The sequence below is a fragment of the Trinickia sp. genome (assembly GCF_051954495.1).
Taxonomy (GTDB): Bacteria; Pseudomonadota; Gammaproteobacteria; order Burkholderiales; family Burkholderiaceae; genus Trinickia.
Genome location: NZ_JBQCHR010000027.1, coordinates 1 through 25,542, shown reverse-complemented (window position 1 = coordinate 25,542; position 25,542 = coordinate 1). Strand labels below are relative to the sequence as shown.

Below are 25,542 nucleotides of genomic sequence, written 5' to 3'. Positions count from 1 at the left end.
ATGAACTGCCGCAGGCTTTCTCGAGGAGGAAGAAAGCAAATCCGCAGGCTGCAATGCGCCAGATGAAGTCGCGCAGGCAGTTGGATGTTGCGCCGCACGTCCTGCAGACGATGGCCGCAAGACGTGCGCAGCGGGCCACGCTAATCTCGCAGGTGTGCAAGTATCTGTAGCAGGCGAAATACCGGGTTACGCGCATCGTGGGTTGTACTGCCCGCGAGGGCTTGAAGTTCCTCGATTCGACGCTTGTATTCGCCGTTGATCACGCATTGCAGACCGGAAAGTTCGGATAGGCTCGGTTAAGAATCCTGTCGGGACGACGGGCGACCAGAACATGTGCTGGCGGGAAAAGTCGCTCAGGTACTTCGCACCGTATTGCTCTTGCCGGTGATACTTTTTTCGCACGCGTTCCATGGTTTCGCGTTGAGCTCCGTACTGAAGCCCTCGAATGTGCGTCGTGACTTCGCAGAGGTAGGCGGTCCTCGTCTTTAAATTCAGTCCGACGACATCCAGTTCCTCGAGGCCGGGAAGCCCACCACCCGGAGGGCGCACGTTATAGTCAACCACGTCGCAATCGAGCCGCAGTTGCAGGTACGCCCCGACGATGTATTCGCCGATGTCAGTCAGCATAAGTAACCCCGATGTGCGTGCAACAGTCGCATTTCGCGTCGGCTCAGGTGTTAGCGGCTTAGACGCATTCATACGCGTTTCAAGCCGCTCCTGATCGAGTTCGCAATACGACAACTCAGAATTTTTCGTCCGGATCGGGCTCGACGAGATCAGTTAGCGCGCGTAGCCATTCGCAAACCTGCGCCGACTCCACTTCTATGCCTTCGATCTTGCAGTTCAATCGCGTAGTGAGATCGGCGCGTTCCTTGTAGCATGGCGCGTCCCTCATGCGCTTCGCAAGTGCGGCTTCTTCGGTAAGCGAACCGAACAAAGCGGAAAGCTGTGAACGCCGGTCTAAATCCGACACTAAACGACGGCGTCATGGAAATTGAGCGGTTAAGCGACCGGGGATTGCCAGGCGATGTTCAGGGAAGGTTCAGCCGGGCTTTGATGACGCTTTGCGCGGCGTAAGGAGCCCGTAGGGCGAGTGCAGCCGCGCAAAGCGCGGTGAAGGATGACGGTGCGCAGCGGTTGCGGTAGAAAGGCATACCGCCGAAGAAACTACCGGCGCGACACCGGTCAAACCGCCAAGTTCACCCCGGGGCCGCGCCACACAGGACATATGCAAGGCCATGAGGCCAAGCACAGGCACACGTGCAGCCGCAATATTCCACGGCTGACGGTCCCTGTCGATACGACCTGCCTTCGGCGTTCCATGGGGACCGCCGATGCAGCCCGCGGGCCGCTTCTTTCTGTGTGCCCGCTGTCGGGCGCAGGTGTTCATTTGTCGCCGCTGTAATCGCGGCCAGATTTCGCGCGCTTTGACTGCGGCAACGCGGAGGATGGCGAGTTCTCGGAATGCCTTGTCGGCGGGAGAGGCGGAAGCAGATCTGCGTCGCCAGATCGCTCGGCGCTACGTTGCCACAGGTGTTATGGTCCCAATCGAAGAGATTGTTGTGACGAGCGGTGCGCTCGATGCACTGATGCTCTGTCTGCAGGTTCTGACGCGGCCTGGCGATACCATCGCCATAGAACGGCCCGCTTTCCATGCTGTGCAAGATGCGGTTAAGCGCCTCCGTCTTAAGGCCGTGGAAATCCCGGTGGATCCGCACCGGGGACTCGACCTCGGCGTATTGGAGGTGGCGTTGGCGCAGCATCCGGTACGGGCTTGCTGGTTTATGACTACGCTGCAACAGCCTACAGGCGCGACGCTCTCCGATGAACTGAAGGAGGCGCTCGTCAGGTTGTTGGCAAAACATGACGTGCCGCTCATCGAGGACGACGTGTTTCGCGAACTGCATTTCGGCTTGACGCCGGCATATCCGGCGAAGCGCTTCGATTCTAACGGTCTTGTGCTGCACTGCGGTTCGTTTTCGAAGAGCCTTGCTCCGGGTTTGCGCCTCGGTTGGGTAGCGGCGGGGCGCTACGCCGCAAGAATCGAGCACGCACGCTGGCTTACGATGGCCCCGGCATCCGTGCCCGTCCAATGCGCAATTGCCGATTACCTTGAGCATGGAGACTACAACCGGCTGCTACGTAAGTTGCGGCGCGACCTAGCGTTCCTTCAGAGCCGGATGGCGGCAGCGGTCGTCAGGTACTTCCCCAAAGGAACACGGATGGTTCGGCCGCCGGGCGGATTCTTCCTATGGGTGGAGCTTCCAGATGGAGTCGAGGCAGTGCGGTTGTTCGAGATGGCCGAAGCACACGAAATAGCCATAGCACCCGGTGCAATCTTTTCATGCAGCAGCGAATTCCGCCATCACATCCGGCTCAACTATGGCCGTCCGTGGACCCCGGACGTTGAAAAGGAGATACACACTTTGGGCACGCTGGCGAAGCGAGCGATGGTTGAGCAACGGCCAACGCGGCATATCAAGCGCGGCATATCGAGCGCCAAGGGGTGGAATACATAGCAGCAAAGTCGTTCAACATGGAGGATCTGCGCGCGCTTGTTCTCGAGGGCCGCGCTGCAGGTCGCCGTTAATGCCTTCGCAGATGCGCTTCAATTTGACGCGCATCGAGGGCCGAGAGATCTTCGTTGATCTCCTCGAAAATCAAGTGACGCGTCTCCTCGCTCAGACGCGCGTGCAGCATCCCGAGAAACTTCGGCTCGACGGCTAAGCGCAATCGCTGATACCGCTGATGGAGCCGTCCCTGTTCGATGTAGTCGGCAACCGTCTTGGCGAATTTTTCGCGATCCTTCTCGCTCAGCGTCCGTCCACCAGGGACGACATTGACGAGGTCTTCGATTTCCCGCAAATCCAGTTTAAGTCCGAGTGTTTCGAAGATTCGAGCACGGCTGCCGTCGGCAACGACAACCCAGGTAGTGACAGCCATGATGCGTCCCTCAGTGTGATTGGTCGCCGGCTCGGCGGGCATCGCCAATCGTCGCGCCACGCTAGCGAACTCGCGGGTCGGCGACACGCTATCTCCAACGCCCATCGATGACAGACCGTGGGGTCTCCCCTCGTTCTTGCGCGAGTGACGGATAGTCGGTATATCCGCGCTCGCCACCTCCGTAAAACGTGGACGGATCCGGCGAATTGAGCGGAGCGTGCAACCTCAAGCGCTCCGGCAGGTCGGGATTGGCGATGAACAAGCGTCCGAACGCGATCAGGTCCGCGTTGCCGTCCTCGAGCCATCGCTCCGCACTGCCGCCGTCAAACCCGCCCGCGACCATCAGCACACCACGGTAGGTGCGGCGTATCATCTCGCTCATGCGTTTCGCGCGCTCCGTGAAAGCGACGTCCTCACCGGTCGCCGCAAGCGCGGGATTGACGACGTGCAAATAAGCCAGCCCGTATCGATTGAGCTTCTCGATCACATCGGAGAAAGTCGTTTCGGGATCGTCGTCATGCATGTCGTTGAAGGTGCCGAGAGGGGACAGCCGGACACCGACTTTTTCCGGCCCCCATACTTCGCAAACCGTTTCGATCACCTCGAATAGCAGCTTCGCTCGACCCTCGATCGATCCGCCGTATCCGTCCGTGCGGCGGTTCGTGCCGGACAACAGAAACTGATCGAGCAGATACCCGTTTGCCGCATGCACTTCGACACCGTCCATTCCGGCAGCCTTTGCGTTGCGCGCCCCCCTGAAGTATTGCCGCACGAGATACGGCATCTCTTCGATCTGCAGCGCGCGAGGCGTGACGCAGGGTGCGACGACACCTTCGCCGCGCTCGTTCTCGATGAACGCCTCCGCTTTCGGCCGAACAGCAGAGGGCGCAACGGGCAGCATTTCATCGGGTTGCAATGAGGGGTGCGAAATGCGTCCGACGTGCCACAGTTGCATGAACATCAAGCCACCCGCCTCGTGCACGGCATCCGCCACGAGCCGCCAGCCCTCGACCTGCTCGCGACTATGGATCCCGGGCGTCCATGCATAGCCCTGTCCTTGCATCGATACCTGCGTCGCCTCGCTGACGATGAGCGCGGCCGTTGCGCGCTGCGCGTAATAGCAGGCGTTGAGCTGCGTCGGTATGTTGCCTGGTCGGCCCGCGCGCGAGCGGGTCAGCGGTGCCATCACGACGCGGTGACGCAGGTTGTGGGACCCCACCGTTACCGGTTCGAAGAGCTTGCGCAGGGGCGCTTGGTCGTCGCGCTGCCCGGCTTCTCCGGGCGCGATTTCAGTGTCGGGCATATCACTACTCCTTTGCTTTTGACTCGGCCCGAAAGGAGCTGCGTTCGACGCGTTGAAGCATCGGCGCCGAATGGCGTCGACCGGATCCAGCGACAACCAGGTTGGAGGCAGGCGACACGAGAAAGACGAGTGAGTCTACTTCGTCGCAGGTTGTTCGGGCTCGGGGTGAACGGCAATTGGATCGCTCGCGGGAAATGTCTCTCCGAGCGCCTCGTCGAGTTGTTCGTCGAGGGTCATCGGCGCTTCCTGTGCCTCGACTTTCGGCTTCGGGCTGTTGACGCTGCTTTCCTTCATCATATAGCGCTCCATAGCGACCCCGCGGAATCTCGCTGTCGCACCGGCCCCTAATGCGGAGTAGAGATGCTCATGCTGCCGTACCACTGCTGCTCAGGGTCTCCAGTGCCTTCCTCAGACGTTCCTCCTGATCATTCGTGAGAGACGTCTTTAATACCTTTCCGCCGAAAGGCTTAAGCTCCGGCAGAACCTTGTCGAAATTCACGCGTCGCACGAGGATGAAGAGCGCCGACGAACCCGGCTCAATGTTCTGGCCCGTCGAACGCATGAAATCGTCATCGATTCCATAGTCCGAGAGCGCGCCCGACAGTGCACCCGAGCCAGCGCCAATGGCCATGCCTGTTGCCAACCCGGCCAGAGGATTGAGCAACATCAGCCCAACCAGGGCACCAAATAGCCCCCCCCAGGCCGCGCCACTAATCGCTCCGATCTTGACGAGATCGACGGCTTGCTTGAGGTGTACCTTGCCCTTCGCGCTACGGACTACGATGCAGGCATCCTCAAGGTCGATCAGGTGTTCCTTTTGCATCTGCTGGAGTTTGGTCAACACCTGGTCGGCCGTGTCTTCGCCTTTGAAGCTTACAACGACTAGATCGCTCATCGATTCGCTCCATTTCTCTGGGAAATACGCCAAGACCCTTACGCGTTGACGGGCCGTTGACGCGACGGCAATGGCAATGGCAATGGCAATGGCATCAAGAGTACGCTCGTGCCGATTGCACTTCTTCCACATTCCTGCGAAGACGTGTCGGATCTCTGCGCGCCTGCCGCGTGGCTTTCAGATGTAAACCTACTGCAGCATTGCGCAAAAACCGCGCAGGCGTAGGGAAGAAAATCAACTCGGCGCGCCGTATCGTGGCTCGATGCGTGTGGCGCTGGGCGTGGCCCGCGTGCGCGCCAGTCCATCGACAAACCGGCGAGGAGCAGCGATGAGAAGCGACGGAGAGATCAAGCGAGACGTGGAGTACGAACTGAAGTGGGATCCGGATATCGATCCATCAGATATCGGGGTTGCGGTCAAGGACGGTGCGGTCACATTGACCGGTTTTGTGCGCAGCTTCCGGCAACGGACCAAGGCCGCGGAGGACGCGACGCGTGTGCACGGCGTGAAGGGGATCGCAAACGATATTGAGGTGCGGTTGCCTCTGGTTAACAAGCGACCCGATCCGGAGATCGTGCGCGAGATCATTGCCGAACTGAAGGCCGAGTTGCCTTATGCGGCGGACGACATCAAGGCAGTCGTCAGGGACGGACAAGTGACGCTGAAGGGCGAAGTCGAATGGGACTACCAGCGCCGCCGCGCGGCCGACGCTGCGCTGCGGGTGAGCGGCGTTACCGGCCTGACGAACGAGATCGAGATCAAGCCGAAGATCAAGCCCGAGGACCTCAAGCGCAAGATCGAGGACGCATTCAAGCGCAACGCGGAAGTCGACGCTCAGCGTGTCACGGTGGAGGCCGAAGGCAATAAGGTGATTCTGCGCGGCACGGTCCACTCATGGGCCGAGCGCGAAGAGGCCGAGCGGGTCGCCTGGCTTGCCCCCGGTGTGATGGTGGTCGACAACCGGATCACGATCGATTACTGACAAACAAAAAATGGCTAGCTACCGGCGTTTCGGTGAGCAAGCCGGAATGCGCGAGGGGTCACACCGGTATGTCGATGAAATACGTCGGTGAAATGCTGCTGAGTCTGGAAGCCCGCGCGCGCGCCTACTTCAACCAAGGTCAGGGTCCCCTCGCACAGCATCGTCCTGGCAAATTTCACTCGTTCGTGTATCACGTACATATGGGGCGGGGTACCTGTCGCTGTTTTGAAAACGCGTGCGAAGTTCGAGGCGCTCATATGCACCAGCACTGCAAGCTGCTCGACCAAGATAGTTTCGGCTATGTGCTCGTGAACGAAGACTTCGATGCGAGTCAGCATTTGACGCGTCAGTGGCGTGTGCGGATCGGCCGATGCGGCACAGTGCCCGTAGCGCAAGGCAATATGCACCGAGATGACATCGGCAAAAACGTCGGCGCAGGCAGCGTCGATGAGCCCCGCGTGCTGCAAAGCGTCCAATGTATCCACGGTCTCGCGTAGGAACGGATCCCAAGACGTAGACCATTTGGGGACCTCGCAAAACGCCTGTTGTGAGACTTGCCCGAGTACCCCTGATTGGAGTGCGATAACCCATCCGCTGCGATCGGTGTCAACGATGGTGCTCAACCTCGCATTCATCGGAATAACTGCGGTAAATGGTGCGCCTATCAGGAGGGAGCGGCTCGTTCCGCGCTCATCGCAGCCCGCAGCACGTACGACAGTGGGACCAGTCGGTACGACAAGCTGGAACCCCGGTATCAATGTCAGTCCGCGCTCTGTGAAAGCGACGTCCATCGGTTGGCAGCGCAATCCGTGATCCTGTGTCATCTTGTAGCCTGATTCATGACAAGCAGCATCTCCTTTCGACCTCTCGGGTGCGAAAAGCCTATGGCAGGTTCAAGGCTGCTTAAGACTGAATAGTCATATGGGAAGAAGCGACGCTGCCCCGCTTGGAGTGGGCGTCGAATGCATCGGTCAGCGATGCTGCGAGACAGCGGTCACCGATGCTCGCTGTAGTCGGACCTCGGCCTGGGTGCCGCGCGCACCTTTGCGTATTGAAACTCGGGCAGCGCCTTGATCGCATCTTTCGTCGCGCCGGCAAGCACGAGTTTGCCATTGTTGAAATCGAACTGCTCGATCGGAATGGCCACGTCGTGATGCGACACGCCCAGAAACTGGTTTGCGGCGACGATTGCGAATGAGACCGACCGGTCCGGTGCCACGATAATGTCATGAATGACGCCGACACGCTCACCGTTCTCGTTGAAGACCGGCTTGTCCATGATCGACTTTCTCACGCTCCAACCGGCCACGATCGCGGCCGACTCTTCCACGCTGACACCAAGCGGCTGGGCTCCGGCTACCTGGGCGTGCGCGTCTAGAGGAAGTCCGAGCGAGGCTGTGAGCAGACATACGAGCAGATTCCGTTTCATAAGATTCCCTTTGTCATTGCACGGTGCTACACCTAGCCAGCAGTGAACGGGCCCATGGCGGACCATGAGCGGCGTAGGTCCATGTTAGGAGACCTAACGGTCAGCCGCTATGAAAAAAAAGGTGGTGGATCACGCTATTTCGGCGCATCCCGGACGTCGATGTGCACGCCATTCAGAACGCCTCGCGAACGAACGCAGATTTGCGAAACGCTTGGCGGAAACACGAAAGAATCGCAGATGCACGGAGCCTAGACTGAAGTCCATCACCTGACGTACAGATGGAGTCCTATATGGATGAGCTGCTTGGGCGCGTTTGGTGGATGCTCATTCTGCGCGGCACCGTAGCGTTGCTGTTCGGCACACCGGCGATATTCTGGCCCGGTCTTACTGTTCTCCTCCTTATCGCCCTGTTTAGCGCCTATGCGATCGCCGGCGGCGCGGTAGCGATTCACGCGGCCATCCACTACTGCGCGACGCGCGGCGGCTGGAGGGTGCCCTCGCTGCTCGGCTTCTGGCAGCACTGTCCGTGCCCGGCATCATGACGGTTCCACCGGCAAGCCCCACGCGCCATTGCATTTGCAGACGCATCGCTCGTGGGCACTCGTCGGTCGTGCGGTCAAACCTCCGGGCGGTGCCGCGCCGGTCGGGTCTTGGGATCAGGAGGCCGAATGGACCTCCCCTCATCTGCAGTGATCAAGCCTCAACTCTGGCACTGGCGTACCTCACGTAAAGGAGAATGACATGCCTCTGGATCTCGACAAATGGAACCCGTTTCGTTTTTTACGCGCGCATGCGCAAAAAAGCGAATCGGGCGGCGCCGGTGCGTCGCGCACCGGTCAGCAAAGCGCCCGGAAAAATGACCAACAGACTGGCACGCAACCAGGTAACGGGCCGTCGATGGAGATCAGTGCTGCGCCGGTATCCCTTGCTGCTGCTAGTTGGCCGCTGCCTGATCCGATTCATCTGTTTGCCGAATTGATCCGCGATCCGTTCGGAGGACGCGGACCGCTCGGGAGCTGGTTCGGCGACTTCAGCGCCAGCGAGTTTCAACCGCGGATCGATGTCACCGATGAAGGCGACGCACTGCGTATCGTCGCGGAGTTGCCGGGCATGACTCGCGAGGACGTCGAACTCGAAGTGATCGACGACATGCTGATCGTGAGCGGCGACAAGCGCTTCGAATCGTCCAGCGAAGAACAAGGATGCTACCGGGTCGAGCGGTCGTTTGGGCATTTCCAGCGCGCGGTCCCGCTGCCCGCGGGCGTCGATCTCGATCGGGCAGAGGCCAGATTTGAAAACGGCGTGCTGGCGCTGCGCGTCCCCAAAGCGGACGGAGAACCGGCAGCGAAGCGGCGCATCGAGATCAAATGACACCATCCGTCCACCACCCGCGCGGGAATCCATGCCTGCGCCGACGAAAAGGAGATCATCATGGCCGAGTGCAGCGTTTGTGGAAAGCCTGCAACCTCGCAGATCACGATCACCGAAAACGGTCAACGCCGTCAGCTGATGTTGTGCGATGAGCACTACATGGAGTTCATGGCGCGCAATCAGCGCCACTTGTCGCCGCTCGAGTCTCTCTTTCACGGCGGACTGTTCGACAGTCTGTTCGACGACATGTGGCCGCAGATGGAAAGCGGCCGCGGTAGCCGGTCACGCATCGGGCGCTTGCCGCCACAATCCGGCGGCGCGGATCAGCGTACTGGCGCCGGCAACGGGCAGATGGCCGATTCAGGGGGCGAACACCCAGGCGGCCGGGCCCGCCGGCATCGCCGGCCGCGTGAAGCGGTGGACCTGCAGACGTACCTGAGCCAGAGCGGTCTGGACCGCCTGCAAGCCGCGGCTCAAGCCGCGGTCGAATATGGCAAGAACGAAGTCGATACGGAACACCTGTTGCTGGCGGTTGCCGATAACAACGTCGTGCAGGAAATCCTACGCGAATTCAAGCTTGATCCCGAAGAGATCAAGAAGACGATCGACCAGACCGCGCCACGTGGCACCCGCAAGGAGCCGAGTGACAACGAGCAGATCGGCGTGTCGCCGCGAGCCAAGAGTGCGTTGGAAAATGCGTTGAGGTCGTCGCTGGAACTGGGTCACAGCTATGTCGGACCAGAACACATTCTGATTGGACTCGTCGAGGAAGAGGACGGCTTTGCGGGTGAATTGCTGCGCAAGCTCGGGCTGTCGCCACAATCGATGCGACAAAAAGCAGTCAAGGTGGTCGGCAAGGGTGCCGAAGACGGCAAGATGGAAGACCGCTCCACCACGCCCACGCTCGACAAGTACGCGCGCGATCTCAGCGCGCTTGCGCGTCAAGGCAAACTCGATCCGGTGATCGGTCGTGACAAGGAAATCGAGACCACCATTGAAGTGCTCGCGCGGCGGCGCAAGAACAATCCGGTGTTGATCGGCGAACCTGGCGTGGGCAAGACCGCTATCGTCGAAGGTCTGGCGCAGCGCATCGCTCAGGATCAGGTGCCGGAAGTGCTGCGCGGCAAGCGCGTGGTTGAACTGAATATCAATAGCGTCGTGGCTGGCGCGAAGTATCGCGGCGAGTTCGAGGAGCGCGTCAAGCAGGTACTGGATGAGATCACCGAAAACCAGGACCGTCTGGTTGTATTTATCGACGAGCTGCATACGATTGTCGGCGCGGGCCAGGGCGGCGGCGAAGGCGGTCTCGATATCGGTAATGTTTTCAAGCCAGCGCTCGCTCGCGGTGAGCTGCACCTCGTGGGTGCGACCACATTGAACGAATACCAGAAGTACATTGAAAAAGACTCGGCATTGGAGCGGCGCTTTCAGCCCGTGATGGTGCCTGAGCCTAGCGTCGAGGAAACGATCGAGATTCTGCGTGGCCTGCGCGACCGGCTCGAAGCCCATCACAAGGTGAAAATCACCGAAGAGGCGATCACTGCAGCGGCAAAGCTCTCGGACCGCTACATCGCCGCTCGCTTTTTGCCGGACAAGGCAATCGATTTGCTCGATCAGGCCGCCGCCCGCGTACGCATTTCGTCGAATTCGCGTCCGCAGCCATTGCACGATGTCGAGGCGAGTATCCGCCGCATCAAGCAGGAACAAGACGCGGCCAGCGCTGCAAAGCAATTCGATAAGGCCAAGGAACTGGAAGAACGACTCGTCGCGGAACAAAAACGCCTGCAGGAAGCCACCGAAACGTGGAAGAAGGAGCGCGGCACCAGTTCGCAGGAAGTGAAGGCGGAAGACATTGCGCAGATCGTGTCGTCGCTCACGGGCGTGCCGTTATCGGAACTCACGGCCGAGGACCGCGAAAAGCTGTTGCGACTGGAAGATCATCTGAAGGCGCGCGTGGTCGGGCAGGATGAAGCCGTCTCCGCGGTCGCCAAAGCGGTGCGGCTCTCGCGCGCCGGTTTGACGGAGGCAGGCAAGCCGACTGCGAGCTTCCTTTTTCTCGGGCCCACGGGCGTGGGTAAGACCGAACTTGCGAAGGCGCTCGCCGCTTCGGTGTTCGGCGACGAGAACGCGCTGGTGCGCATCGACATGAGCGAGTACTCCGAGCGTCATACGGTTGCGCGGCTAGTTGGCGCGCCGCCCGGATATGTCGGCTACGAGGAAGGCGGGCAACTTACCGAGCGCGTGCGGCGCAGGCCCTATTGCGTTGTCTTGCTGGACGAAATCGAAAAGGCGAATTCGGAGGTGCATAACCTCCTGCTACAACTGTTCGACGAAGGGCGGCTCACCGACGGCAAGGGACGTCTCGTCGATTTCACTAACACGATCATCATCGCGACCAGCAATATCGGCTCACAACTGATTCAAGAGAACATGAAGGCCGACGCGAAGCAGCTCGACTACCCTGAGCTGCGCGACCGGCTGATGGAAATGCTGCGGCATCATTTCAAACCCGAATTCCTGAACCGGCTCGATGAAGTCGTCGTGTTCCATGCACTGGGCAAGGAACAGATTCGCAGTATCGTAGACCTGCAGCTTGCGCGTGTACGGCGTACGGCGCTGACCCAGAACATCGATCTGTCGTTCGACGACGGGTTGCGCGATCATCTTGCGCAGATCGGCTATGATCCCGAGTTCGGCGCGCGGATGCTCAAACGCAAGATCCGTCTCGAGGTGGAATCGCAGCTCGCCGATGCGCTGTTGCGGGGCGACGTGCGCGATGGTGACAAGGTCACCATGACCTACGATTCGGGTACTCGCTCTGTGCGTGTGCAGAAAGGAGCATCGTCCGCAGAAGCGCCCAGCAAAGCGTCGCAGCAGGCGCCGGCACATGCGTAACGCTGGCGTGACCAGTAGCGCGACGCCGCCCGCCCGAGCGGGGGCGCCGCCTTCACGATTGAAGTTCACCTACGACGATCTCGTCGCGATAGCACCAGATCCACGTTTCGCCGGGTTCGATTGAACGCACCAGCGGATGACCGGTCGCATGAAAATGCCTGCTTGCATGCCGGTTAGGTGACGAATCGCAGCAGCCGACGTGTCCGCAAGAAAGACAAAGCCTCAAATGTACCCACGGCTGGCCAAGCTTCGCGCAGTCCTCGCAATAGTCGATGGACGTGTGGAGAATGCGGGCCTCGCCCAGGTGCGTGCAGCCGGCGGTCATGATCGTGCTCCTCGGATAGGTAGGCGAAGACGTGCGGGGATCGAGGTTGCGCTCGTGCTCAAGCGCTATTCATATAGCGATGAACCAGCGCCACAGCCATTGCCCCCTCGCCGACAGCCGACGCCACGCGCTTGATCGATGCGTGACGCACGTCGCCCGCTGCGAATACGCCGGGCATACTTGTTTCCAGATGTAGCGGCGCGCGTTCGAGAGGCCAATTCATCTTCGCCCGATATTTCTGCAGATCGGGGCCGGTTACGAGGTAGCCGCCTTCATCGCGAACGATGCCGACTTCCTGCGCCCATTCCGTCTGCGGCACGCCGCCAATGCAGACGAATAGCCAATTCGTTGTTACCGTGCGTTCCCGGGCGGTTCGCACATCGGTCAGCGTGATCTCCTGCAACACGTCACTGCCGGCGAGCGCGGTAACTTCGGTGCATGTGCACACTTCAATGTTCGATGCCGATGTGATGCGATCCACGAGGTACTGGGACAACGTGTGCTTAAGCGAGGCGTCACGCACGAGCATGTGGACACGGTTGGCGGACTGCGAAAAATGGATGGCGGCCTGCCCCGCCGAATTGCCGCCACCCACCACGTATACGTTTTCGCCGTGTATCAGCGCGGCCTCACTGGCGCCGGCGCCGTAATAAAGGCCTGCGCCGAGAAAGCGCTCTTCACCTGCGAGGCCTAGCGTGCGATATGCCACGCCCGTCGCGCAGATAGATGTGCGCGCCGTGATACGCGTGCCGTCTTCCAGATATACGATGCCCTGGCCGGGCGGGAAGTCCGCGTGCACGCCGGCGCGCGCCAGTAAGATTTCGGCGCCGAACTTGACGGCCTGGTCGCGTGCCCGTTCGGCCAGTTCCGCGCCGCTCACGCCCTCTGGGAAGCCCAGATAGTTCTCGATCTTCGAACTGCTACCAGCCTGCCCGCCCAGTGCCCACCGCTCCACGAGTACGGTATGCAGTCCCTCCGATGCACCGTACACCGCTGCGCTCAATCCCGCCGGTCCTGCGCCGTAAATCGCAAGATCGTAGGCCTCACGGGATGGAGTCGCAAACCAGCCGAGCTTCTCGGTGATTTGGCGGATGGTGGGACATTCGAGCCGCGTTCCGTCGTGGAAAATGCAGACCGGCAAGCGCGAATCGGAAAGGTGCTGCACATGCGCCAGTTCCTCCGCTTCCTTATCGCTGCCCAGTTCGATCCATTCGAACGGTATGTCGCTGCGATGCAGGAAGTCACGTATCGCGTAGCCGTTTGCACTGCGCATGCGTCCATAGATCCTGACCGTGAACATGCTATCCGCCTCCGAGCGGTCTTCGGCATCGCTCCTACGCCGACGATGCTTTCAGTCTAGTCGCTAATCCGGGGGGATGTACGAATAATCGCTCGCTTCTAAGGACTGCATCGAGGGAGGCGCGCCGCAAAGCTGCCCGAACGTTGCGCATCATGCGGAAACCATGTTTCGTGCATTCATGCGGATGGTTGCTTCGTGTCGTTTGAGGCCCCGTCGCCCTTAACGCTCGACGCCCGATGCACGTCGCCGATGGTCGCGATCAACGCCTCCGCCGCCGCGCTCAATGGGCGGCGCGGGTGGCTCACGCAGACAATGTGCCGGACGATACGAGGCGCGAGGGTCGGACGCGCGCACAAGGTGCCGTGTCGCGCGGCACGCTCGACGACGATGCATCGACCGATATGTGACCGTGTACGACGCCGGCACCATCCTCAATCCCGCACTCGCCGATGGCCAGATTCGCGGTGCGTTCGCGCAAGGCGTCGGCGCGGCACTGATGGAAGAGTTCCGCTACGGCGCGGACGGCAGCTTCCAGTCCGGCACACTCGCCGACTATCTGATGCCGACGACCTGCGAAGTGCCTCAGGCAGAGGAGGCGGAAAGCGCGGCGCGCGAGATGTCGGTGCAGCCTCGCGGGCTGGTGCGCCTGGCCGTCCCGATGTCGTTCGGTCTGCGCTGGGTGGCGCCGCTGCTGCCTGGCTTCTTCCGCGCCTATCCGGCAGTGTCGATCGACTTGCATCTGTCGGATGCGCCGGTCGATTTGGTCGCCGATGGGTTCGACGCCGCACTGCGCATTGCTGCGTTACCGGATTCGTCGCTGGTCGCGCGACGGCTTTGCGCGGTCACGCAGTACGTCGTGGCGTCGCCGGAGTACTTGGAACGCGAAGGCCGTCCTACGCATCCTCGCGAGCTCAAGGACCGACCCTGCCTTTCCTATGCGTATCGCGCGCGTAGCGACGTTTGGCGCTTCACGAACGATGCCGGCGATGAAGAGCCGGTGATGCCCACCGGTCCGCTTCGGGTCACCAACTCCGATGCGTTGTTGCCCATGCTGCTCGATGGACTGGCGATTGCCGAATTGCCCGAGTTCATCGCCGGCGAATATCTTGCCGACGGTCGTTTGCAAGCGATTCTGACGGATTGGTCGCTGACGAAGGGCGGCCTTTATTTCGTTATGCCATCGGCGCGCGCACGCCCCGCGAAAATTGCCGCGCTATCCGACTACTTCGCCGAACATCTCTCCGACCCGTCTTGGAGGTGGCCGAAGTGAAGGTTGAAGGGGCGCTTGCATTTCGAGCGCTTCTCCGATCGCCTACTCGTCGATTGACCGAATGACCTTCGCGGGATTTCCGGCGACGAGCGAATTCCGCGGGACGTCTTTCGTGACCACCGATCCCGCGGCGACAACGGAGTTTTCGCCCACCGTCACGTCGCCGATGATCGTCGCGCCCGCGGCGATCCAGACATTTCGTTCGATCACGATCGGCTTGGCAATGACGCCGTTGCGCCGCTGTGAAGGTTCGATAGGATGGCTGGAGGTGATGATGCTCACGTTCGGCCCGATCATCACGTCGTCGCCGATATCGAGCCCGCCGAGGTCGTAGAAAGTGCAGTTCTGATTGATGAAGACGTTGCGTCCGACGCTGATATCGATGCCCCCGGTTGTGAAGAACGGCGGTATCAACGAAAAGCTGTCGTCTACCTTCTTTCCGATGAGTTCGCTGAATACCGCTCGGACTTCATCCGCATCGTTGAACGTCAACCGGTTGAGCGCCGTGGTAAGCGCCATGGCGCGCCGGACGTTTGCCAGCATGGCCGCCGATTCTGGTGTTCTTCTAGGAATGACTTTAGCTCGGCGGTCATTTGCCATTCGTCGTGCTCCTTTCGTGAGGGATTGGGTTGGTCGGTGACAACGATCATGGCCTTGCCCGCGTCAATAGCTTGTTCGCACTCCAGACGAGGGCTGAGGCGGTCACGAATGAGAGCAATATGGTGACAACCATGTAAACATCTTCGATCTGTTCATCGCCATACGCACCGAACCATCCCGCAAAGTGGATCAGCGAATCAGTCGCCCAAGATGAAAATTCAATGGAGCCCAGAACCTTGGCAATACCAAGCGTGCCTGTGATCGTTGCGATCGTGTTGGCCGCCGTTCGTGAGAGCCGTTTCATCGAACGTCTACCGTGCCATATGCGCGCACGAAATGGCATGAGATTGGCATGGGTTCGGCATGGGTTCGGGCTCGTTTACCGTCGTGCGTTGCAGGATATAGCAGACGAAGGATGAATCGGCAACGAACCTGCAAAACCGGGCAAAATGCCCGGTCGGCCAGCCCTAAGGATCCATACCGGTGATCGATGGATTGTACGAAAGGTAGCACCGAACCACTGTCGTTTGGCCTCGCAACCTCTTTAAGGACACCCCATGTTCGATCACGTCAAATTTGGAGTCAGCGATTACGCAGCGAGCAAAGCATTCTTCCTTCGAGCTTTAGAGCCGATCGGCGTCGCTGTCGTGGCCGAAGGGTCGTCGCCGGCAGTCGGAGTCGAACTGAGCCCGAAAGGCAAGGCATCGTTGTGCCTGTACCAAACCGACGAAAAACCGGCGCATCTTCACTTGGCTTTCGTGGCGGAAAATCGAAGCCAGGTCGACGCCTTCTATCGTGCGGCGCTCGAGGCAGGCGGCAAAGACAACGGCGCACCGGCTCTGCGCTCGCACTACCATGCGAACTATTACGCCGCGTTCGTCATCGGACCTGACGGACACAACATCGAAGTGGTTTGCCACGTGCCGCAGGCCTAAGCCCTGTATTAGGGCGACGCCCTCGACCCTTGTTGCTCGTATTCGGCGCCCTAGTGCGTCGCCGCTCGGTGACGCTCGGAGGAACGGCGGCTACAGCAGCCCTTCGAGTTCGGCGGACCGGCTGGCAAAACGCGACAGCTCCTTCCCGTGCAAAGGCTCCGCGGGCGGCAGCGATACGGTCAGCGGATTTTTCGGCACGTCGTTGACATGGACCTCGTAGTGCAGGTGAGGGCCGGTGGCCCATCCGGTCGAGCCCACATAGCCGATGATTTCGTTTCGTCGCACCTTCGCTCCGGCGTGAATGCCCTTGGCGAACCTCGACAAATGCGCGAACAACGTCGAATAGGGCGGGCGGTTGCGTATCTCGATGACGTTGCCGTAGCCGGTTTGTTGGCCGGCAAACGTGACGACGCCATTTGCGGTGGCATGCACGGGGGTGCCGGCCGGCGCGGCGAGATCGACGCCGTCGTGCGGCTGCCAACGCCTCAACACCGGGTCGAAGCGACGCGATGAGAACGTCGAGGACACGCGGCGAAATGCGAGCGGGTAGCGGATGAATCCGCCGCGAGCACGGTCGCCGCTCTTCGTGTAGTAGAACGCTTCGCCTTTGAGGTTTTTGTACAGAAAGATGTCGTGTTCGCCGGCGTCGGTCACGACCCGCACCGCGGCGGGCATGGCGGGGTGCGGATCGTCCGTGTGCGCCGCGGCGCTCTTCGTATCGAAGACGAAGGAGACTTGGTTCTCCTGCTTCCAATCGCGACGGAAATCCACGCGATTACGTAGTGCTTCGATCACGCGATGGGCGACGGATGCACTCAAGCCTGCAAGGTTCGCCGCGTCGAAAAACGTAGGCTGGCCTGCCACGGTTTTCACGGTATAGCGCGAGGCTGGCGCCGGCGCCGCGGGACCACTCGCCGCGACGGCGGATGCGGGCAAGGCCGAAAGCGCATCGTTAGGAAGCGCAACAGCGGGCTGTTCGGATTTGGCGGGTGCGCGGCTCATCATGAAAACCGCGCCGACGAGCATCAAACACACTATGCAGATGAGCGCGAACTTGTCCGGCTCGACGGGAAACAGGGGAAACCGAGTCATACGGGGAACTGGGGCGGCATAGACGAACAAAATGGTCGAGTGGGACACGCTCTGCGCGTTGTCCGGCGAGGTTGGCGCGCAGGGGCGGGGTCGATGATAGCAGCGTCGCGCGCCCGAGGACAACCTCGTGCCGCGCGCGAAAACGCCGTTTATGAGCAAAAAAATAGGGATGATTCAGCTCGAAATCGCCGACTGTCGTCGAGCCGAACCGTTTGCGGTCTGGCTATTTCCACTTCGATCCCAGCTTGTCCAAGCCGGCCTTTTGCACGTCTTCCGGCGCCATCACGACGCGAAACTCGCAGTCGGCGTTGAACGTCAGGAACCAGGGCTCGGCAAATGCCGGGATCTGTGACGGTTCGTCGAGATCGACGACGAGGATCGCTCCGCGTCCCCCGTCTTGTTCCGTAAAGTAGGCGGCTTCCGGTTTCATCTCTTCGAGTATCTTCGCCATCACAGGCCCGATGGTGCCGTCGCGCACGAAACCATTGAACGGCTCGTGGGGAATTCGAATGTTCAGAAGCATGCGCATGGTAGTTCTCCTTGCCTAGGGCTCTGAAAGAACCGTTCGAGCATAAGAGTTCGTCGATGCTGCTTTAGTGCGTTCGCCCACATTCGCCGCGCGCGGCCTAGTTGCCCGGTCCCTTGCTCATATACGCGGCGACGGCTGCCGTCAGCGCCGTCTCGCGCAATTGTTCCGGCGAGACGAGACGCGCGGCAACGATCTCGCGATGATCGAGCCGTAGTTCCGGCAGCCGTTCAAGATGCAGCTCGAAGAAATGCACGCGGTCTATGCGTCCGTCCCAAACGCCGCAGACGCTGCCTTTGGGAATGAGGGGATACGGCGGGAGGCCGATCTCTTCTTCCATCTCACGCTGTGCTGCTGCGGCAGGCGTTTCGCCCGGATGGATGCTGCCGCCCGGAAGGCCCCACTCGGCTCGGTACGATGACTTCAGCAGCAGGAGTGCTTGGCCGACGTAGATGACGACCAGCGCGCCTTCATGGTGGGGCCGTCTAAATCGCCACCAGACGCGCGCCAGCCGGAAACCGAGGCGAAGCGCCACGCGCCAGAGGGCGTCGATCATTTTCGTCGATCTCGTTCGCTCAGTGCTCGGCATGGGGTGCCTCGGCTGCTTCTTCTTTGTGAGTGGGCGTGCTGAACAGCGGCATTTACATGGCTTGCCGTCCGGCACGGCGTGCGTTCCCGCGAATCATTTTGATCTCTTCGTCCTCCAATCCCAGCGACATTAAGAACGCCGCATGCAAGTCGGGGTTGTCCGCTTCGAATTCAGCATGCCACCGGTCCATCTCGGCATCGTCGAAGCCGGCGCGGCGCAGCAAGGCAACCCATGCTTGCTTGCCGCGAGGACGTCCACGCCGTCGGAACGATGGCTGCGCGAGCAATGTCGCGATCATTTTTTGCCGATGTTTGAGTCGTGCGATTTGCTCGTTCAGTGCCATCAGATGGGACTCGAGGATCTGAGCCGCCGTGTCGCCCTGGCCTTTCAGCAACTCTCGTATCGCCGTCAACGGTAGCCCGGCGGCGCGATACGCGCAAATCGCTCGCAGGCGCTCGCGCTGCTCGTCGCTGTAGAGCCGATAGCCCGCCGCGCTGCGGCCGGCCGGCACGAGCAGACCCAGCGCTTCGTAGTGAAGCAGCGAGGACCGTGCGAGTCCCGACTCGCGCACCAGTTGTCCAAGCGTAAGGCGTGTCGTCATGTCGTCATACCGGCAGGGGATGGCGATCGGGCGCGAGAAACGTGTGTCTCGCTTCCGGTCGGCTCAATAGCTCGGGCGAATAGTGCTGGGCGATGAGTGCACGGCAATCTCCTGAGAAGGCCGGCGCGCGCACAAGGAATTGAGCGAACGACAGCGCTTCGTCGGATGCCCCGGCATGCGCCATGAGCCGAATCAGGGCTTCGGTCACAGTGCGATGATAGCGGTCCGCTGCGCCGAGATGGGCGGCATAGCGCGCGATGCCGCTGCATGTGCGGTCGATGGCTTCGTCGATCGGGAATCGGCGCAGATGGATCCATGCGATGCGCAGATGATTGCGATGGTTGAATGCCCCTGCGGGCAAGGCGCAGGTCAGGAAGGCCTGAAGGAAGGCATCGTCCGTCAAATCTTGGGGAGTTTCCATTTGAATCGCCACCTTGTGCGTTGAAGGTGGAGCGATCCTGAAGGTGACGGTGGTAGTCGGGTCAAGGGGTTTGAAGGCGATATGTGCCCATCCCAATGCTCGAGCGCTCGTTCCGAGAATATTCGGCCCTCCGCCGCTGGTACGAGTTAGAAAAATCGCCTTAAACACTTAACTTCTCGCCCTTGGTGCCGTAATTAGATCTGACCGTTGTTACGGCCGATTTTTACAATTGACTTTCTAATTAAATAATCAATCTGGAGAGAAACAACCATGCTGTTGCGTCGGATCGCGTTTTATGGCCTCACTCTGTCCATCCTGGCCGGATGCGCAGTGGGCCGCACAACTGTTGACGTCCCAGTGCCGCAAGGCACAAACCCCGCGACAGGAAAGTACGTGCGCATTGATGCGCCCCAGGACAAACGCGATTTTGCCGTTGCGCCCCCTAGCCCCGATATCGCCTCGCTCGACCCTGACGGGGATTCCAGCGACGCGTCGAAGGCGCGTGCGATCGGCCGGAAGAGAAATGGCTACGGGAAGGCGCTCGGCGATGTCGTGCTTCCCGAGGGCAAGACGGTTTCCGGCCTCGTTGAAGGCGCCCTGGCAACCGGTTTTCAGGAAGCGGGCTACGTCGTTGTAAAGCAAGGTGATCCCAATTTTGCGACTGCCGCACCCGTCAACGCGCAGATTATTGATTTCTGGGCGTGGATTGTGCCCGGCTTCTGGGCCATTACGGACAATCAAAAGGCAGAATTGCGACTGTCTGGTGACGTTGGCGCCCTTCACGGTGAGCAGGTCATCAAGACGCACGTTAGCCAATCTTCGCAGCTCGTGACTTCGAGCGACTGGCAGGAGATTGTTGAAAAAGGGCTAGCCGCGATTACTGAGGAAACGAAAAAACTTGTAAGCGGCAAGTAGGGCGTTCGAGGAAAAAAAGCCCGGCCAAGGCCGGGCTCGAATGACCGCGCTTCCCAACGAAGCGCGGCACCTGCAAAAGCAGCGGTTCGCTTAACGCGAGCTTACGCCGCCAGAAGCGACCGCAGCACGAACGGCAGAATTCCGCCGTGCTTGTAGTAGTCGACTTCGATCGGCGTGTCGATACGCAGCAGCACGGGCACGCGCTGCGTCTGCCCGTCCTTGCGATGGATCACCAGCGTCACTTCTTGCTGCGGCTTGAAGTTATCGCCCAGGCCTTCGAGATCGAAGGTATCGTCGCCCGTGATGCCGAGCGTCTGCACGCTGTCGTTGCCCGTGAACTGCAGCGGCAGCACACCCATGCCGACCAGGTTCGAACGGTGGATCCGCTCGAAGCTGCGCGCCACGACCGCCTTCACGCCCAAGAGCTGCGTACCCTTGGCCGCCCAGTCGCGCGACGAACCCGTACCGTATTCTTCCCCGGCGAAAATCATGGTCGGCGTGCCCGCGTCGATGTACTTCATCGCTGCATCGTAAATCGACAACTGCTCGCCGCTCGGCTGATGAATCGTCAGGCCGCCTTCCACGCGCGTGCCATCTGCCTTCGGCGGAATCATGAGGTTCTTGATCCGCACGTTGGCGAACGTGCCGCGCATCATCACGTCGTGATTCCCGCGGCGCGCACCGTAGCTGTTGAAGTCGGCTTTCTGCACGCCGTTCGCCTTCAGCCACTTGCCGGCCGGTGAATCTTCCTTGATCGAACCCGCCGGGCTGATGTGGTCGGTCGTGACCGAATCGCCGAAGATGCCGAGCGCGCGCGCGCCCTTGATCGTCGGGATGGTGTCGGAAGGCGTCATCGAGAACGTGTCGCCGAAGAACGGCGGCTCGGCGATATACGTGGACTTCGGCCAATCGTACACCTGGCCTTCCTCGCCCTCGATCTTGCTCCACAAATCGCCCTGCTTCGTGAGGTGTGCGTAGTTCGTGCGGAACGCATCGGCGTCGAGCGCGTACTTGAGCAACGCATTGACCTCCTCGCTCGAAGGCCAAATGTCGCCGAGGTAGATGTCCCTGCCGTTCGTACCCTTGCCGACCGGCTCGGTCATCAGATCGCGCGTGATGTTGCCCGCGATCGCGTAAGCCACGACGAGCGGCGGCGAAGCCAGGAAGTTCGCGCGAATGTTCGGGTGAATGCGCGCCTCGAAGTTGCGGTTGCCCGACAGCACGGCCGCCGCGACGACGTCGTTCTCGGTGATCGCTTCGTTCAGGTCCGGCGTGAGGTCGCCCGCGTTGCCGATACAGGTGGTGCAGCCGTAGGCCGCCAGTTCGAAGCCGAGCTTCGACAGATACGGCAGCAAGCCCGTCTTCGTCAGATACTCGGTGACGATACGCGACCCGGGGGCCAGCGACGTCTTGATGTGCGGGGCCACCGTCAGGCCGGCTTCGACAGCCTTCTTCGCCAGCAAGCCCGCCGCGAGCAGCACGCTTGGGTTCGAGGTGTTCGTGCACGACGTGATCGCGGCGATCAGCACGTCGCCGTTCTTGAGCGATGTGCCTTTCGACGTCTTGTACACGGCGTCCAAGTCAGCCGGCTTCTTCGCAAAGCCGTTCTCGCCCACGGGCTTGCTGAACAGCTCCGAGAACGTCGACTTCACATGGCCGATTTCGATGCGGTCCTGCGGACGCTTCGGGCCGGCCAGCGACGGCGCCACCGTGGCGAGGTCGAGCGTGACGACCTTCGTGTAATCGATCTGTCCAGCCTTCGGAATGCCGAACAGCTGCTGCGCCTTGAAGTAGTTTTCGAACGCGGCGATTTCGGCGTCGGTACGGCCCGTGCCTTTGAAGTAGTCGATCGTCTTTTCGTCGACAGGGAAGAAGCCCATCGTCGCGCCGTATTCGGGCGCCATGTTGCCGATCGTCGCACGGTCCGGCAGCGTGAGCGAAGCGGTGCCGTCGCCGAAGAATTCGACGAACTTGCCGACGACCTTCTCCTTGCGGAGCATTTCCGTGATCGTCAGCACGAGGTCGGTGGCCGTCACGCCTTCGCGCAGCTTGCCCTTGAGCTCGACCCCGACGACGTCCGGCGTCAGGAAATACACCGGCTGGCCCAGCATGCCCGCTTCCGCTTCGATGCCGCCCACGCCCCAGCCCACGACGCCGATGCCGTTGATCATCGTCGTATGGCTATCCGTGCCCACGAGCGTGTCGGGGTAGTACACCGTATCCGCCCCATCGGTCTTCTTGTGCACGCCGCGCGCGAGGTATTCGAGGTTCACCTGGTGGACGATGCCCACGCCCGGGGGCACGACCTTGAACGTGTCGAACGCCTGCATCCCCCACTTCATGAACTGATAGCGCTCGTTGTTGCGCTGGAATTCGAGCTTCATGTTCAGATCGAGTGCGTCCTTCTGACGGAAGTAGTCGATCTGCACCGAGTGATCGACGACGAGGTCCACCGGCACGAGCGGCTCGATCGTCTTCGGGTTCTTGCCCGTGCGCTGGGCGACGCCGCGCATCGCGGCAATGTCGGCGAGCAGCGGCACGCCCGTGAAATCCTGCAGCACCACACGCGCCACCACGAAAGGAATCTCGTCAACACGCGCGGCCGTCGGCTGCCAATTGGCGAGCTGTTTGATGTGCTCCTCGGAGACTTTCTTCTCGTCGAAGTTGCGCAGCACCGATTCCAGAACGATCCGGATCGACACGGGCAGCCGGTCGATTTTCACGTTCAGCGCCTTGCCGAGCTGCGGCAGCGAGTAGAACTTGCCTTTGCCGCTACCGCTGTCGAATTCCTTGAGCGTGTTGTGCAGATTGTGGGCCATGTTTTTTCCTTGGTTTAGAGCGAGGAAATGACGTTGCTACGTTTCTAATGAACCTTGAACCAGCGTTCGGGGTTGCTTAAATTCGATGCAGCCTAAATCGCATACATGTCGACGTACTCGTTCACCGGCATCGCCTCGAGCCGCGCCTGATCGAGCGACAGTTCGAGGATCGCCTGACGCTGCTTCTCGGGGAAGCGGCGCGCGAGGTTCGTCTTGAATTTCTCCACGAGCAGCGGGATGCCGTCGGCGCGGCGCCGCTGGTGGCCGATCGGATACTCGACCACGACCTCGTCGAGCTTCGTGCCGTCGGTGAACTCGACCGTCAGCGCGTTGGCGATCGAGCGTTTGTTGGGATCATGATAGTCGGCCGTAAAGCGGGCGTCTTCGACGCAGACGATTTTCGCGCGCAGCGCATCGATGCGCGGATCGGCGGCGACGTCGTCCTCGTAATCGGCCGCCGTCAAGCGCCCGAAAATCATCGGCACGGCCACCATGTACTGGATGCAATGGTCGCGGTCGGCCGGATTCGCGAGCGGGCCCGTCTTGTCGATAATGCGGATCGCCGCTTCGTGGGTGCGAATCGTGATCTTCGCGATGTCCTCGACACGTTTGCCGCGCGCCCGCAGCCGGCCATGCAGCGCCATGGCCGCTTCAGCCGCCGTTTGAGCATGGAATTCGGCCGGAAACGAAATCTTGAACAGCACGTTTTCCATCACGTACGAGCCGTAAGGACGCTGAAACTTGAAGGCGTTGCCATTGAACAGGACATCGTAGAAGCCCCACGTCTTGGCCGTCAGCACCGAGGGGTAGCCCATCTCGCCCGTCTTGGCGATGAGCGCCAGGCGCACCGCGCGCGACGTGGCGTCCCCGGCGGCCCACGACTTGCGCGAGCCCGTGTTCGGCGCGTGCCGATAGGTGCGCAGGGCATGCCCGTCGACGAATGCAAGCGAGACGGCGTTGATGAGTTCGTCGCGCGAGAGCCCCAGCAGTTGCCCGACGACGGCCGTCGAGGCGAGCTTCACGAGCAAGACATGGTCCAGGCCGACCTTGTTGAACGAATTCTCGAGGGCGATGACGCCCTGAATCTCGTGCGCCTTGATCATGGCGACGAGCACGTCTTTCATGAGGAGCGGCCGTTTGCCCACGGCGACCGCGCCGCGCGAGAGCCAATCGGCCGTGGCCAGGATGCCGCCCAAATTGTCCGACGGATGCCCCCACTCGGCCGCAAGCCACGTGTCGTTGAAATCGAGCCAACGAATCATCGCGCCGATGTTGAAGGCCGCCTGCACAGGGTCGAGCTGGAACGACGTGCCGGGCACCTTGGCGCCGTTCGGCACGATCGTACCGGGGACGATCGGCCCCATCAGCTTCGTGCAGGCCGGGTAGGAGAGCGCCTCGAGGCCGCAGCCGAGCGTATCGATCAAGCAATGGCGCGCCGTCTCGAGCGCGAGCGCGCTGTCGATCGCGTCGTTCAGAACATAGTCGACGATGTCGACGAGCACTTGATCCGGCGCAGGCCGGACATTGGAGATCGGGGCGGCCATGGGTCGAGGCTCCCTGCCGAGCGTTTAGCTGCCCGACTTCAGCGCGTTCGATTGCGTCGGGGCCGGCTCGCCCTGCTGCATGGCGGCCGTCTTGCATTCGTCGGCCAGGCGAGAGCCGTCGTGATCCGAGAACAGCATGGCCTTCGTCGGGATAACGACGAGATCGAGGCCCGTTGCGGCATCGTGGAAGCGGTCGGCGCCCGTGGTCGTGGCTTCGCGCGGCAGGTTGTAGTTCTTGTTCGCCCAATGTACCGTGACGATCTGGTCGCGCTTCATGTCGCCCTTCAGATCGAACGACGCGCCTTCGTTGCACGACCAAAGCACCGAACCTTCCGGTACCGGATCGGTCTTCGCGACCGACTTCGTCGGCTTGCGTTTGATCAGACGGTGCTTCGGCGCCGGCTTCTTGGCCGTGGCCTTCTTGGCGGCCGTGCTGCCGTTTTGCGCGAATGCGTCGTTCGCGGCGAGCAGCGTCGTGGCGGAGAGCGAGGCGACCACGGCGGCGATCAGCAATTTCTTCATGGAATCAAGACCTTTTGATGACGGTGAGACAAATAGATACGAACTGCGCGGCGGTCGAACGTCGCGCGGCGGTCGCTATTTTCGCCTATTTAGCGGCACAAACTTCAGATTTTCCGGGCCCGTATAGTTCGCGCTCGGCCGGATGATCTTGTTGTCGATGCGTTGCTCGATGATGTGCGCGCTCCAGCCCGCGGTGCGCGAGATCACGAACAGCGGCGTGAACATGGCCGTGGGCACGCCCATCATGTGATACGACACGGCGCTG

28 protein-coding genes and 1 pseudogene are annotated in these 25,542 nt (G+C 60.9%); 8 read left to right on the top strand and 21 right to left on the bottom strand.

Translation table 11 applies throughout. The features are described from left to right. Positions 1-742: 742 nt before the first annotated feature. A complete protein-coding gene (locus tag ACTHNR_RS03815) occupies positions 743-895 on the bottom strand; it encodes a hypothetical protein (protein WP_440546146.1) in 153 nt (50 codons plus the stop codon). A gap of 439 nt (positions 896-1,334) precedes the next feature. Here ACTHNR_RS03815 and ACTHNR_RS03810 point away from each other — a divergent pair, with 439 nt between their 5' ends. Then, positions 1,335-2,519: a PLP-dependent aminotransferase family protein gene (locus ACTHNR_RS03810; RefSeq protein ID WP_440546145.1), complete on the top strand. Its 1,185-nt coding sequence runs from the start codon at positions 1,335-1,337 to the stop codon at positions 2,517-2,519. A 67-nt stretch (positions 2,520-2,586) separates the two neighbouring features. Here the strand turns inward: ACTHNR_RS03810 and ACTHNR_RS03805 are convergent, their stop codons facing one another. The 4 genes from ACTHNR_RS03805 to ACTHNR_RS03790 form a co-directional block, all read right to left on the bottom strand. Continuing rightward, entirely contained in the window at positions 2,587-2,943 is a 357-nt protein-coding gene (locus ACTHNR_RS03805) for a host attachment protein (RefSeq protein WP_440546147.1), read from the bottom strand. An 88-nt stretch (positions 2,944-3,031) separates the two neighbouring features. Beyond that, positions 3,032-4,246 (bottom strand): alkene reductase, encoded by a 1,215-nt coding sequence (locus ACTHNR_RS03800; RefSeq protein WP_440546144.1) that lies wholly within the window; start codon positions 4,244-4,246, stop codon positions 3,032-3,034. A gap of 135 nt (positions 4,247-4,381) precedes the next feature. Beyond that, the gene (locus tag ACTHNR_RS03795; RefSeq protein WP_440546143.1) at positions 4,382-4,543 is read right to left on the bottom strand and encodes a hypothetical protein; all 162 of its coding nucleotides are present in this window, start codon (positions 4,541-4,543) and stop codon (positions 4,382-4,384) included. A 67-nt stretch (positions 4,544-4,610) separates the two neighbouring features. Then, positions 4,611-5,141 (bottom strand): DUF1269 domain-containing protein, encoded by a 531-nt coding sequence (locus ACTHNR_RS03790; RefSeq protein ID WP_440546142.1) that lies wholly within the window; start codon positions 5,139-5,141, stop codon positions 4,611-4,613. A gap of 262 nt (positions 5,142-5,403) precedes the next feature. Here ACTHNR_RS03790 and ACTHNR_RS03785 point away from each other — a divergent pair, with 262 nt between their 5' ends. Beyond that, positions 5,404-6,123 (top strand): BON domain-containing protein, encoded by a 720-nt coding sequence (locus ACTHNR_RS03785; protein WP_440546141.1) that lies wholly within the window; start codon positions 5,404-5,406, stop codon positions 6,121-6,123. 14 nt (positions 6,124-6,137) lie between these two features. Here ACTHNR_RS03785 and ACTHNR_RS03780 read toward each other — a convergent pair whose 3' ends face one another. Together ACTHNR_RS03780 and ACTHNR_RS03775 are read right to left on the bottom strand one after the other, a co-directional pair. Continuing rightward, on the bottom strand, positions 6,138-6,608 hold the full coding sequence (locus ACTHNR_RS03780) for a helix-turn-helix domain-containing protein (RefSeq protein ID WP_440546140.1): 471 nt from the start codon (positions 6,606-6,608) through the stop codon (positions 6,138-6,140). A gap of 509 nt (positions 6,609-7,117) precedes the next feature. Continuing rightward, entirely contained in the window at positions 7,118-7,552 is a 435-nt protein-coding gene (locus ACTHNR_RS03775; protein ID WP_440546139.1) for a PRC-barrel domain-containing protein, read from the bottom strand. A 290-nt stretch (positions 7,553-7,842) separates the two neighbouring features. Between ACTHNR_RS03775 and ACTHNR_RS03770 the strand changes: the two genes are divergently transcribed. The 3 genes from ACTHNR_RS03770 to ACTHNR_RS03760 all read left to right on the top strand — a co-directional run bounded on the left by ACTHNR_RS03770 (position 7,843) and on the right by ACTHNR_RS03760 (position 11,818). After that, entirely contained in the window at positions 7,843-8,094 is a 252-nt protein-coding gene (locus tag ACTHNR_RS03770) for a DUF308 domain-containing protein (RefSeq protein ID WP_440546138.1), read from the top strand. A 199-nt stretch (positions 8,095-8,293) separates the two neighbouring features. Next, positions 8,294-8,923, top strand: a complete 630-nt coding sequence (locus ACTHNR_RS03765) for an Hsp20/alpha crystallin family protein (protein WP_440546137.1) — start codon at positions 8,294-8,296, stop codon at positions 8,921-8,923. Between the two features lie 60 nt (positions 8,924-8,983). After that, on the top strand, positions 8,984-11,818 hold the full coding sequence (locus ACTHNR_RS03760; protein ID WP_440546136.1) for an AAA family ATPase: 2,835 nt from the start codon (positions 8,984-8,986) through the stop codon (positions 11,816-11,818). Between the two features lie 52 nt (positions 11,819-11,870). Here ACTHNR_RS03760 and ACTHNR_RS03755 read toward each other — a convergent pair whose 3' ends face one another. From ACTHNR_RS03755 to ACTHNR_RS03745, 3 genes and pseudogenes are all read right to left on the bottom strand, one after another. After that, positions 11,871-12,143: a UBP-type zinc finger domain-containing protein gene (locus ACTHNR_RS03755; RefSeq protein WP_440546135.1), complete on the bottom strand. Its 273-nt coding sequence runs from the start codon at positions 12,141-12,143 to the stop codon at positions 11,871-11,873. A gap of 58 nt (positions 12,144-12,201) precedes the next feature. Further along, positions 12,202-13,443 carry an NAD(P)/FAD-dependent oxidoreductase gene (locus ACTHNR_RS03750; protein WP_440546134.1) on the bottom strand — a complete coding sequence of 414 codons (1,242 nt, stop codon included), beginning with the start codon at positions 13,441-13,443 and terminating at the stop codon, positions 12,202-12,204. 176 nt (positions 13,444-13,619) lie between these two features. Beyond that, positions 13,620-13,832, bottom strand: a pseudogene (locus ACTHNR_RS03745) (LysR family transcriptional regulator); the annotation flags it as partial. A gap of 14 nt (positions 13,833-13,846) precedes the next feature. Between ACTHNR_RS03745 and ACTHNR_RS03740 the strand changes: the two are divergent. Next, complete coding sequence (locus ACTHNR_RS03740; protein ID WP_440546133.1) at positions 13,847-14,713, top strand: LysR substrate-binding domain-containing protein; 867 nt, start codon at positions 13,847-13,849, stop codon at positions 14,711-14,713. A gap of 42 nt (positions 14,714-14,755) precedes the next feature. On the opposite strand, the gene ACTHNR_RS03735 is transcribed toward ACTHNR_RS03740, so the two are convergent. Beyond that, a complete protein-coding gene (locus ACTHNR_RS03735) occupies positions 14,756-15,313 on the bottom strand; it encodes a sugar O-acetyltransferase (RefSeq protein WP_440546132.1) in 558 nt (185 codons plus the stop codon). Positions 15,314-15,359: 46 nt separating this feature from the next. Beyond that, entirely contained in the window at positions 15,360-15,617 is a 258-nt protein-coding gene (locus tag ACTHNR_RS03730) for a non-ribosomal peptide synthetase (protein WP_440546131.1), read from the bottom strand. A gap of 253 nt (positions 15,618-15,870) precedes the next feature. Here ACTHNR_RS03730 and ACTHNR_RS03725 point away from each other — a divergent pair, with 253 nt between their 5' ends. Continuing rightward, entirely contained in the window at positions 15,871-16,248 is a 378-nt protein-coding gene (locus ACTHNR_RS03725; RefSeq protein ID WP_440546130.1) for a VOC family protein, read from the top strand. A gap of 90 nt (positions 16,249-16,338) precedes the next feature. Here ACTHNR_RS03725 and ACTHNR_RS03720 read toward each other — a convergent pair whose 3' ends face one another. From ACTHNR_RS03720 to ACTHNR_RS03700, 5 genes are all read right to left on the bottom strand, one after another. After that, entirely contained in the window at positions 16,339-17,388 is a 1,050-nt protein-coding gene (locus ACTHNR_RS03720; protein WP_440546129.1) for a peptidoglycan DD-metalloendopeptidase family protein, read from the bottom strand. Positions 17,389-17,563: 175 nt separating this feature from the next. Beyond that, the gene (locus ACTHNR_RS03715; protein WP_440546128.1) at positions 17,564-17,869 is read right to left on the bottom strand and encodes a panthothenate synthetase; all 306 of its coding nucleotides are present in this window, start codon (positions 17,867-17,869) and stop codon (positions 17,564-17,566) included. A gap of 97 nt (positions 17,870-17,966) precedes the next feature. Next, a complete protein-coding gene (locus ACTHNR_RS03710; protein WP_440546126.1) occupies positions 17,967-18,455 on the bottom strand; it encodes an NUDIX domain-containing protein in 489 nt (162 codons plus the stop codon). 52 nt (positions 18,456-18,507) lie between these two features. Continuing rightward, positions 18,508-19,056, bottom strand: coding sequence for a MerR family transcriptional regulator (locus tag ACTHNR_RS03705; RefSeq protein ID WP_440546125.1), 549 nt, complete (start codon positions 19,054-19,056; stop codon positions 18,508-18,510). Positions 19,057-19,060: 4 nt separating this feature from the next. After that, on the bottom strand, positions 19,061-19,645 hold the full coding sequence (locus ACTHNR_RS03700) for a hypothetical protein (protein ID WP_440546124.1): 585 nt from the start codon (positions 19,643-19,645) through the stop codon (positions 19,061-19,063). Between the two features lie 102 nt (positions 19,646-19,747). Between ACTHNR_RS03700 and ACTHNR_RS03695 the strand changes: the two genes are divergently transcribed. Then, positions 19,748-20,392, top strand: a complete 645-nt coding sequence (locus tag ACTHNR_RS03695) for a flagellar biosynthesis protein (RefSeq protein WP_440546123.1) — start codon at positions 19,748-19,750, stop codon at positions 20,390-20,392. Between the two features lie 101 nt (positions 20,393-20,493). Here the strand turns inward: ACTHNR_RS03695 and acnA are convergent, their stop codons facing one another. The 4 genes from acnA to ACTHNR_RS03675 form a co-directional block, all read right to left on the bottom strand. Further along, on the bottom strand, positions 20,494-23,211 hold the full coding sequence (gene acnA, locus ACTHNR_RS03690; protein ID WP_440546122.1) for an aconitate hydratase AcnA: 2,718 nt from the start codon (positions 23,209-23,211) through the stop codon (positions 20,494-20,496). A 92-nt stretch (positions 23,212-23,303) separates the two neighbouring features. After that, entirely contained in the window at positions 23,304-24,755 is a 1,452-nt protein-coding gene (locus tag ACTHNR_RS03685; RefSeq protein ID WP_440546121.1) for a bifunctional 2-methylcitrate dehydratase/aconitate hydratase, read from the bottom strand. A 24-nt stretch (positions 24,756-24,779) separates the two neighbouring features. Beyond that, on the bottom strand, positions 24,780-25,277 hold the full coding sequence (locus tag ACTHNR_RS03680) for a hypothetical protein (protein ID WP_440546120.1): 498 nt from the start codon (positions 25,275-25,277) through the stop codon (positions 24,780-24,782). Between the two features lie 75 nt (positions 25,278-25,352). Then, positions 25,353-25,542: citrate/2-methylcitrate synthase (locus tag ACTHNR_RS03675; RefSeq protein WP_440546119.1), on the bottom strand; the 190-nt coding region annotated here is incomplete at its 5' end.